Source organism: Planctomycetia bacterium, from assembly GCA_034440135.1.
GTDB lineage: Bacteria > Planctomycetota > Planctomycetia > Pirellulales > JALHLM01 > JALHLM01.
Genome location: JAWXBP010000283.1, coordinates 1 through 10724 on the forward strand (window position 1 = coordinate 1; position 10724 = coordinate 10724).

The 10724-nt window shown below is 59.7% G+C and carries 5 protein-coding genes; 1 reads left to right on the top strand and 4 read right to left on the bottom strand.

Features of this window, described 5'->3' with window-relative positions:
- The 4 genes from SGJ19_17245 to SGJ19_17260 all read right to left on the bottom strand — a co-directional run.
- Positions 1-1189, bottom strand: a 1189-nt coding sequence (locus tag SGJ19_17245; GenBank protein ID MDZ4781996.1) for an Ig-like domain-containing protein, incomplete at its 3' end; no start/stop codon positions are given.
- A gap of 212 nt (positions 1190-1401) precedes the next feature.
- Positions 1402-2217 carry a PEP-CTERM sorting domain-containing protein gene (locus SGJ19_17250; GenBank protein MDZ4781997.1) on the bottom strand — a complete coding sequence of 272 codons (816 nt, stop codon included), beginning with the start codon at positions 2215-2217 and terminating at the stop codon, positions 1402-1404.
- A gap of 44 nt (positions 2218-2261) precedes the next feature.
- Complete coding sequence (locus SGJ19_17255) at positions 2262-6704, bottom strand: Ig-like domain-containing protein (GenBank protein MDZ4781998.1); 4443 nt, start codon at positions 6702-6704, stop codon at positions 2262-2264.
- An 893-nt stretch (positions 6705-7597) separates the two neighbouring features.
- Complete coding sequence (locus SGJ19_17260) at positions 7598-9382, bottom strand: hypothetical protein (GenBank protein ID MDZ4781999.1); 1785 nt, start codon at positions 9380-9382, stop codon at positions 7598-7600.
- Between the two features lie 541 nt (positions 9383-9923).
- Between SGJ19_17260 and SGJ19_17265 the strand changes: the two genes are divergently transcribed.
- A partial coding sequence (locus tag SGJ19_17265) for a pentapeptide repeat-containing protein (GenBank protein ID MDZ4782000.1) occupies positions 9924-10724 on the top strand: 801 nt, incomplete at its 3' end.

Below are 10724 nucleotides of genomic sequence, written 5' to 3' on the forward strand. Positions count from 1 at the left end.
CGGTTGCCCTGGTCCCCACGCGGTGAACGTGATCGGCTCGCCCGTCAGCCACTGGAACTGCCCTTCGTTCTGGATGTCCGACAGCCCAATGAAGTAATTGCTCGTCGTTGCGGCGGCGCATCACGCGCGTGACCATGAAATCGTGTTCGGCCTGACTCGTGACCGTGATCAGATGGCCCGCGACGCCGTGAAACTCCCACGATTCGGCCAGTTCTTTCGCTTGGTGCCAATTCACCAGGTCGTCGACCTGCATATACGCGTGGCCGTTCGTCGACCACACGATCGGAGTCAAACCCGGCGGCAGACGATGTCCAACCGATAGAGAACTGTATTGCATCACCTCGAACTCGTCGTCCACCGCGACCGGAGCGCTGTTGGGCGCGACGTTGAACGTCACGGTCCGAACGCCGGATTGCGCTTGGCCGTCCCACGCGCGGTAGGTGAAGGTATCAACTCCGCTGAAGCCGTCGTCGGGCGTGTAAATGAAGGAGCCGTCGGCGTTCAACGTCAGGTCGCCGTTCGTGACGTCGCTGACGAGTTTAGTCGTCAACAGGTCGTGATCGGCATCGGTGTCGTTGGCCAGAATGCCCGTTTGGAACGGCCCGTCAAATTCCACCACGTAGGCCGTGCTGCCGTCGCCCCAGGTGATGTCGTTCCATTTGCCGTCGCGATACAGTTCGGTGACGTCTTCGTCGCCGGCGTTGTTCGGCTCCCCAGGCGCCCAGCCCGTGAAGGTCACCGGCTCGCCCGTGACCCAGCGGAACTGCCCCTCGTTCGCAAAGTCGTCGAAGCCGATCCAAATGTCGTTGACCTTGTTGACCGGATAGCTGGCAACCAGTTGGTCGAGTACGAATTGCTGCTCGACCGCGGACGAAAACGTGACCAGATGCCCTGTCGTGCCCTTGTACGTCATCGCGGCCGCTTCGTCGCGCGCCACCCGCCAGTTGATCGTCCTGATCACCAGGCCATAGACGTGCCCGTCGGCTGATTCCGCCACTGCGTCCAAGCCCACCGGCAGATCGACGCCGTTCCGCAGCGATTCACCCGCGAGCACGGTGTATTGATCCTTCACCGCCACGGGCGCGACATTCAGCATGGCGCGGTGCTCCAGCATCTCCAGGGAACGCACCACGCCGAGTCGAGAGAACTTTCCCGCTCTTCGTTTTCTCTCGGCTCGCTTCGCAAACATTTCAGTCTCCTGAGAATCGTCGCATCGAACGGCTTTGGCCGCCGACTGCCCGCCAGTCTGAACCATATATTGCGGCGGCACAAGTTTCGGGCGCATCGGCCGCTGCCGCGGATGCCCCCTGAATTGCTCCCGAAACGAGCGCCGCCAGATATCTCAACGTCGGGGTGTGTCATCTGCCGTGAAATCACGTGCCCCCCGGGCTTCCTCGACGCTCACTGAGACTTACGTCGCTTCAAGTATGCGGCGGACAGCATTGCCAAGCCGACGCCACTGAGCAGCCATGCACTCGGTTCGGGAACTGCGGCCGCGCCGCCCGCGGCTCCGAAGTTGTTCCGCACCGCATTCAAGTCCTCAATGCCGACCATGCCGTTGAACGGGAATGTGTCGCCAATCGGATTGCCGCCCACGGCGCCGAATTGATTGCGGACGTTGTTGAGATCTTTGATATCGACCAAGCCATCCGCGTTCGTATCCCCCGCGCGACCAGCGTTGATGCGGATCGAGCCATTCGTAATGCTCGCCGGCAGCCCTGCAAAATCGGTGGCAAATGGCCCGCCGTCGAGGCCCGCTAATACATTGGACAGCGTCACATCCCACCGCCCGCCAGCGAAGCCCGTCGTGTCGATCGTGAGCCTGGCAAGTCGGCCCTGCGCCGGAACTTTGCCGCCTTGCGCGGCTATGCCCAACGACCAGACCGCCACTTGCGGCAGGCTACCGAGATTAACGGCCGGATCGGGCACGCTGGAAAACACGGCGCCAGTTTTCAAATCGACCGTGGAGATACTGGGGCCGTCGTGACCGGCCGGCAAACCGTATTCCGCCAGCTCGGGGCCGCCGTCGCCGATCTGAGCATACAGGTTCACGCCCGAGACGAGATCTCCGCCGGAGACCATGATCTCGAACGTCTGCCCGGCCTGATTCGGCGCAAGTAACAGGTGTCCGGCATTGACTTCCAACGCCAACGACGATCGCGGTGAAAAACCAGCGGTTGCGCCGCACAGAATCAGAAGCTTGAGAAAACGCGTCATGGGAGTAAATCAAAGAGTTGGGTGCGTGTTGTGTCTTCGATACACTACGAACGTCGCGCCAAAGCGCGTCGCTTCAAAATCGCCGTTGGCGAAACTTCCTGCGCGCCAAACACGGCGTCGATCGCGGCCAGCTCGCGCGATCTGCGATGCTTTTCGGCGTCTTGCGTCGACAATGCCTGACTTCGTGATTGCGTCAATGCGCTGTGGTCCGAACGTCCCGGCGTGCGGCGCAACGGAGGCGCCGGCGGCAAGGCGCCGGTGGGCGCGATCAGCCGCAGCGCGGTCAGCGGCGACGTTGGGTGATCGCGGGCGATTACCAGGTCCGTGGCGTTCACGAGACGATCGCGATTGAAATCGAAGCGATCGTTCATCGGCGCCGGATTGAACGGCCCGTGCGGATTGTCGCGCGTGCCGATCACGTCCGTGGCGTTCACGAGTGCATTGCCCGGATTGTCGCCCGACTCGCCGATCGCATTGCCGAAGTAAAATACATCGTCGGCCGCGAGCCCGGTGTGGGCGTTGCTCTTCGTGCGGACCATCAACCACTTGCCGGCGATCGCGCCATCGGCCCAACGCAACATGGCTCGGTCGGCGCCATTGGCTCCGCCGCCCACGACGAACTCCAGCGACGGCGCAGGCGCTGGTTGCCAGGTGGCAGTGTCGTTCGAGTTGCCCACGTAGAAGGCAAAGTCCGCCAGCGTGGGCGTTCCTAACACATTCGCCATGTCGACCGCCACGCCATTGATGCCATCGACGTAGTTGGTGTAATTGGCGAATGTCGCCGTTTGACCGGGCAGCAAGGCTTGCTTGTCCGTGGCCGCCGTGTCGCCGAATTGCGAGCCAGCGTAGAAAATCCCCCGGCCTGTGATCGTCGCCGGCACGATTTGCAATTGGCCGTTGGCGATTTCAATCGACATGCCGGCGAAGTCGCTATCAAACGGCCCACCTTGCAAGTCGGGCAACACGCCCTTGATCTTCAAATCCCAGACGCCGCCGAGCAGGCCGGTGGTGTCGAGCGTAATCGTCGCCAGCAGCCCGTCCGCCGCCACGGTTCCGCCTGGCTGCGCGATCGACAGCGACGCCGAGGCGACCTGCGGAATCACATAGTCAATGGCGGGATTGTCCGGTACGCCGACGAAGATCGTGTTGTTCTTCACGTTCAGGTTCGTGATCGCCGGCCCATCTTTGCCGGCGGGCAAACCCAGTTGCACGCGCTCCGGCCCGCCGTCGCCGACTTGCACAAACAAGTTGAGACCCGATACAGGCACACCGCCGGTCACGTAGATGGAAACGGTTTGCCCCGCAGTGTTCGCGGCCAGCTGGTGCGAGCCGATCGCGATCTGCGGTAGCGCTCGGTTGAGTGTGACGGTGGCAATGTTCGACAGCCCCTCGCCATCGTCGACGCGATAGGTGAAGGTATCCACCAACGCGAACCCCGGGCTGGGCTGATACGCGAACGAACCGTCTGCATGGAGCGTGACGGTTCCATGACCCGCCTGGTCGACGAGGATCGCGCTGACGTTGAGCGAATCCGGGTCCGTGTCGTTCGTGAACACGCCTTCGGACGCGTTGACTGACAACGTACCGTCCGACTCAAGTTGGTATGCGTCGTCATTGGCCGTCGGCAAATCATTCACTGGCAACACGTTGAGCGTCACCGTGATCGGCGCGGAGTAAACGCGGCCGTCAAAGGCGCGGTAGGTGAATTGGTCCGTGCCGGAGTAATCTTCATCCGGGCGGTACGTGAATTGGCCGTTCGACTTTAGTACCAGTTCTCCGTGCTCGACGTTTTCCAACAGGACCGCGACGAGCGAATCGTTGTTCGGGTCGGCGTCGTTGTTCAGCACTCCGGCGTTTGGCGTGCCGGCAGTGACTTGGAAAGCGTCGATGTAAGCTCCGCTGCCGGAGATTTCGGTCAGGTAGAGGACGGCGTCGACCTGGGTGGGGTTGCCGTAGAAATTCAGCGTGTCGGGCGTCGCGACCTCGTCGTCGTCGAGCCAGATGCGCCAGGTCTTAGCGGGAACATCGACTTGGACCGTGACCTGATACCATTGATCGGGCGTCCAGGTGATACCGGTCGACTCGACGTTTACGCCATCGACGACTTTGATGAGCCCGTCGGAGTCCATGCGGAAATAGGCCGCGCCGCTGGCCTCGCAATTGCAGCCTAGCGCGCCGTCCAGGATGACGATCGAGGTGCGAGAATTCGGTGTGAAGCGCAGAGATTGCTCGACGGTGACCAGGCTAGTTTGTGGTTCGGTCCAACGCCGCCATGTGTTCGATGTGGGGACAATGTGCAAGGCGCCGTCGCCTTCGTAAACAACGTTGGTCACCACGTTGGAATTCGCCGGCGTATTATTCCAGGCCTCACGCCAGCCATGCTCTGTCGCACCTTGCCCGCCAATCAGCGCGTTGAGCCGATAGGGAGAATTCGCCGTGCCGTCGGCACCCAGTCCCGTAGCGTCGTTGAAACCGGTCGCCGCCACCTGCACGAGTGGACCGCGAGCGTCGAGGTAGCCGTCTTCATCCACGAAATATTCGTCGGCCACACCGTTCGGGGGGCCATTGACTTCGATCGTCACGAGCGCCGACTCAGAGACATTTGTCCCGTCGTCGGCAAGGTAGCTAAATGTGTCCGTCCCAGCGAATCCGGGGTCAGGCGTGTAGATGAACGTGCCGTCCGAATTCAGTACGACGTCGCCATGCGCTGGCCCCTCAGCCAGCACAGCCTTCGTTGCGGCGACCACGCCGAGATCGTTGTCCAGCACGCCGGTCACCGCGCCGGGCGCTAATGACGATTCGACATAGAGATTGTCGTAGGCGCCTGGCAGATCTCCGCCGAAGAATAGATTGCTGTTGGTGTTGTTCAGGAACGGGGCCGTGGCGGCCAGGTCGGTGATGGTATACGAGATGTCGGCCTCAAAGACACCGTTGTACTGTCCGTCCACTTGAGCCACTAACGCGTTGCCCGTCTTCACCATTCTCACGCGATGGATGCCCGGCTGATCGATCGCCCCGAGTACGTAGCCGTTGGTCCAATTCCCAAACACGATCGCGATCTGGCCCCCATGTCCGACTGTGTGCAGCCGGAAGTTGATGGAGTTGATCGGTTCGTCGTAGGCCTGGCCGTTGACCACACCGTCGCCGACGCCCACGTACATGATCCGGGCGTCCGTCGTGGTCATGTCGACGTCGACTTCATAGGTGAAGTCGCCGGTCATATAGTCCGATTTCACCGTCCGCGCGTAACGCCGGGCAACGACTTGTTGCATCGTGCCGTTGGCGAGCGCGAACGCGCCATTCGGATCTTCGAGATTGGCGTTCGGGACGCTCGCGTCGAAGCCCGTTGAGAACGAGTGTCGGGGCGTCGGCAAGCTCGGCACGGTCACGCTGAGCGATTCGTCGGCGGCCGTTTGATAGAAATCAGCCGTCGCCTCCGGACGCTTGCCCACCGACACCGCTCCCATGGCGTAATGTTGGGCCACTTCCGCCGCCGTTAACACGCGGCCATACACGGCGACTTCGTCGAGTTGCCCATGCCACTGATCGCTTTGGCTGGTGCGATAGCCAATCAACGCCGTGGACGTGCTCTTGGGAGGAGTGACGGAACCGGCCACCGTTCCCACCGACTGCCCATTAATGAAGAACTGGGCGTCGTTGCTGCCATCAAACGTCACGGCGACGTGATACCAGGTGTTGGTCGACGTGAACACGACCGGCGACAGGTAGTCCTTGATGCTGTGCGTGGCGAAATCCAACTTGTTCCCAATGCGACGCAGTGAGAAGCCTTGTGAATTTTGATGCTGCGAATTGGTGAAGATGAAGCCGTCGCCCGCGAGCGTTTCCGAGTTGACCCAGGCTTCGATTGTGAAATTGTTCTGCAAATCGAGCAACGACGGCGGTTGAGCCAGGTAGACGTAGCTGCTGCCAACGCCGAATTGCCCCGCGCCACTTGTCTCCGCAGCAATCGCCCCGTTGGCGGCGGTGCTGATGTAGCCATAGATTCCGGTCAACCCGTTCGGCGAAGTATCCGGCGCGATCGTATCTGGGAGCGGGCTGTTGAGACGCCAATACCCCAGCGGTCCGTCCTCCAGAATGACGTCCTGATAATCCCCGACGCGAATCTTGACGGTCGCCGTGTTAGAATTCGTCGTGCCGTCGTGCGCCTGATACGTGAAGCTATCCACGCCGACGAAGCCGGCATCGGGCGCATATTCGAACGACCCATTGGCATGCCAAGTGAGATCGCCGTGCGTGGGCGTGGACGCCGTCGAGATATGCAGGGCGTTGCCGTCTGCATCCGTGTCATTGGCCAGCAAGGCCGGCGTGCTTCGTTCTAGCGCAAAGCCGGCGGGCATCGTGAAGACGTCGCTGGTCGCCACCGGCGCGGCATTCAACAGCATCCGTCGCTCCAGCGTCTCCAGGTGGCGACCCATACCGCGCCGTTTGCCGGAAGTGAGTAGATCGCGACGTCGTTGGACGAACATTTTCGGAATCCTCCGCCAGGGCTGGGTGACGCAACGGAACGCCCGGACCTCCAGCGAGGTATCCTGCCGCCCGTCAGACATTCTCGTTATCTCTCGGTGGCGACGCAAGTTCGGGCGCGGGTAATTCGCAATTTAGAACTGACTCCGCGAAATCTTTCCACGAATCAAACGCCGGCACACTCTATAACGACGGAGTATGTCGCCCCCCCTGCAGCGGGTTAGTGTTCAGATGGTGATAAAGCGGAACCAAGGGACTGCGCACAATTGGTCTAGGCGGTAGCGAAATAAGAAAGTGCCCATGGCAGTATGTGGATGACGCTACGAGCGGCGCATGCTCCGTCAGCGACTGCCTGACTTACGGAAGTGTGCTGAAACGGCCGTACAAATCGGATGTCACCAGTCGTACTATGCCTGAGTGCAACACCGCCGCATCCGTAATTGAACCCGTCAGCATGGCTTGGATAAATCGAGGGTAGGAACAAGAATCGACCGCATCGCGTTCCACTATTCCAGCGTTACATGCAAGTACGCTGACGTCGTCACCACATTCGCCTGCCCCACTGCGTCGTACGTCGGCAAGCGTTCGTTCACTAGTCAGTGTCGGGCACACGAATGTGTGCTGCCCGTCATGATTCGAGTGGGATTCGAGTCGCGTGGCTCCCAGGACTCTGCAAATGGTCCTAAACCGTCCCGCACAATCTAGTCGCGACGATTTGATATGCGAATCTAACGCACAATTCAGCTCAGCTTCTCAGCTCTGGTCGTTCGGCCGAGCTTTGTCGATCGGCCGGCATACCGGATCGGTATTCCTTTGACTGACGCTCCGCGTGCATTGAAGAATGCGCACTGCCGATCAACGTGTCTTGCTGGCAGCCAAAACCGCGACGCGTATTTCACTGCTTAGACTGTAGCCGAGTGCGCGGTTGCCTTCCATTGCCGCTCGACCCCATGAACGTGAATGCAACGTCAGACGAATTAGCGAATCGAGCGAATACTGCATCCCACGCCGCGTCGAGAGGCCGACTCACACGACGAGTTGTGCTTTCGACGGTGCGTGCCGTAGTAAAGTCTGCCTTGACGCCTCCGCTGAAATTGCGACACTCGTCCACGAGCGCAGGCAACGCTTCTGCGACGTGCCCGTCTTCGGCTGATGGACTGGAGGGCCAGACCGAGAAACCAAAGTAGTTACGCACGGCGTTGAGATCGTTCAAATCCACGTTCCCGTTCCCGTCGGCATCGCCGAACCTGACGCCATCCTGTCCGAAGTGATTGCGAACGCTGTTGAGATCGTCCAGGTCGACGTCTCCGTCGGAATCCGCGTCTCCCAGCAGCGGCCGCTCGACCAGACGCCAGAGCTCGCGGCCGTGAATGCCATCGTCCGCGGAGAAAAAAAGCGTGTCGCCCACTGCCGTCCGTCCGCGGAAGGTACCGGGGATCGGCGCCCCGACGCCCGTTCCGATACAAATCGTTCCTTCGGACGTGCCGTCGCTCGAGCAGAGTCCAGTTTCTTGTTTGGCATTCAGCGCCGTAAAGTACAGCGTGCCATTGACATTTGTCAGATTCGACGGAAATGAGCGAGCGATACCAGGAACCAGATTCTTGACGTTCACTGTGCCGGCGTCCGTGCCGTCGCTCTTCCAAAGCTCCACGCCACTTACTCCGTCGTCGGCCGAGAAGTAAAGGACGCCGCTGACATTCGTCAGCTCTCGCAAATCTGACGTGTAGCTTCCTGGCCAGATATCCTTCACACGGACTGTTCCGACTTCTGTGCCGTCACTCTTCCACAGCTCATGGCCTTCAAATCCGTCGTTGGCGGCGAAATACAGGGTCTCATTGACGTTCGTCAACCAAAATGGATTGGAACTCGAGTCGCTGCCACCTTCGCGGATGTTCTTGACGAGAACCGTGCCGGCATCGGTCCCATCGCTCGTCCAAAGTTCGAGTCCGTCGCTACCGTCATTCGCAGTGAAGAACAGTCGGTGGTTGACACTCATGAGTTGGTACGGTGACGAGGAAGCTGCGCCCGGGCGAATGTTCTTAACCATCACCGTCCCTTCCTCCGTGCCGTCACTCTTCCAAAGCTCAAGTCCATTGACACCGTCATCAGCGGAGAAAAACAGCGTGCCGTCGACGTTGGCCAAATAGCGAGGTCCCGAACTGACGGCCCCCGGCACGATGTCCTTAACTCTCGACGTGCCAGCGTCGGTGCCATCGCTTTTCCAGAGCTCGTTTCCAACCGAGCAATCCGTCGCGCTAAAAAACAGTGTGTCACCTGCCGGCGTAAGATGCGCTGGATACGACGACTCGAATCCGGGGCATACATCCTTGATCAATACGGTTCCTGATTCAGTTCCATCGCTCTTCCAAACTTCTCTGCCATACCCTCCGCCAAATGCGATGAAATACACCGTTTCGTTGATGCTCTTGGGCGAGTCCAGCACTGTAATGCCTTTAATTCGCATCTCGTTGAGCGGGTCGCCGTTTGTTTTCCAAAGCCCGCTACCTTGAATCCCATCATCTGCGGAAAAAAGCAATTGGCCGTTGACGCTACCGAACGGAATCACCGCGCTGCTTTGTATTCCAGGCCTGATGTCCGCCACCATGGCCGGGATCATCGCCAGGAGTCGACGGCATTCCAACATCTCGATCCGTCGTCGGCCGGTTCTCTCACGCTTCATTTGTTTGTCCCCACTATTGATTCGATCGCGCGTGCGCGTATTCGTTCGAATACGACTTTCGACCATAAGAGAGGATTATGCTGCCGAGCGAGTGGCCCGGCAAGCAGATTCAGGAGGATGTTCGCTTTGTCCCATACGTTTTATCACAATCACGATCCATGGAAGCGCTCATCCTCAGTCTCGCAGGCTGGGCGAAAACAGAATTTGCAGGCCCTCAATACGCACATTAAGATGGTGGGTGTTGCAATCGGCCCGATTCTTCCTAACGGAACACTGAACCATGTCACGTAGCACTTACGTCGCCTCACTACTCTTGCTAGTGGTCGTGGGAACGGCCGTTCACGGAGAAGTCGTGCGTTGGGACGACGGCGCCACCATTCCTGGCAGCGAGGGGATCATACCGGGACCGGAACTGCGGATTTTTGGCTGGAACAGTCCGACAAAGAACCTCCGCTTCGCCGATTTTTCAGGTGGACTGAATCTGACGTCGGCCGACATCGGGCACAGTTGGTTGGACAACGCAACATTCGCGAATGCAGAGATGCCATTTGTTCGACTTGTGGGCGATACTTTGAGGTCGGCGGTTTTGGCCGGCGCTGACTTGTCGAACGGCACGTTATACGGCGCTGACCTCACGAATGCCAATCTGTCCGGCGCTAATCTGACGAACGTGGAAATGAGTCCATCCCATTTGCTGGGCGCCGATTTCTCCGGTGCGACAATCGTCGGGGCACGTTTTCCGTTCGCGACGGCCAACGACTTTACCAAGGAACAGTTCTACTCGACTGCGAGCTATCAACAACACGATTTGCGCCGCGTGTCGCTACAGCAGAACCAGCTCCAGGATTGGGACTTCTCCAGCCAGGATCTGCGCGGCGCGGATTTTGCCAATGCGGACCTCACGGGCGCCCTATTCGCCGGGGCCCGCATCGAAGGCGCTACCTTTCGGGGAACCACGACACTGGGTTTTCGCAAGGAGCAACTCTATTCCACCGCAAGCTATCAATCGGGTAATCTGACCGGGGTCAAGTTCGATTCCCTGATCCTTTCGCCCTCCGATTCAACCCATAACGATTTGACCGGCTGGAACTTCCGCGGCCAGAACCTGACTGGTGCCGAGTTTCCGGCCGCGAAACTAGATGGCGCCGACTTTTCGGGCGCTACGGTGACCGGCGCACGCTTTACTCGTACGACGGGCGGCGGCCTTACTAAGCAGCAGATCTATTCGACGACTGATTATCAGCGTCGCGATCTGGCCGGCATTGGATTGAGTGAAAACGACCTCAGCGGCTGGGACTTTAGCGGGCAACGTCTGACTAGCGCCGACTTGTCGTACTCGACG

Bases quoted from the DNA above. Each gene is read 5' to 3' on its own strand.
- SGJ19_17255 (MDZ4781998.1), bottom strand. From the start codon at position 6,704: ATGTTCGTCCAACGACGTCGCGATCTACTCACTTCCGGCAAACGGCGC.
- SGJ19_17250 (MDZ4781997.1), bottom strand. From the start codon at position 2,217: ATGACGCGTTTTCTCAAGCTTCTGATTCTGTGCGGCGCAACCGCTGGT.
- SGJ19_17260 (MDZ4781999.1), bottom strand. From the start codon at position 9,382: ATGAAGCGTGAGAGAACCGGCCGACGACGGATCGAGATGTTGGAATGC.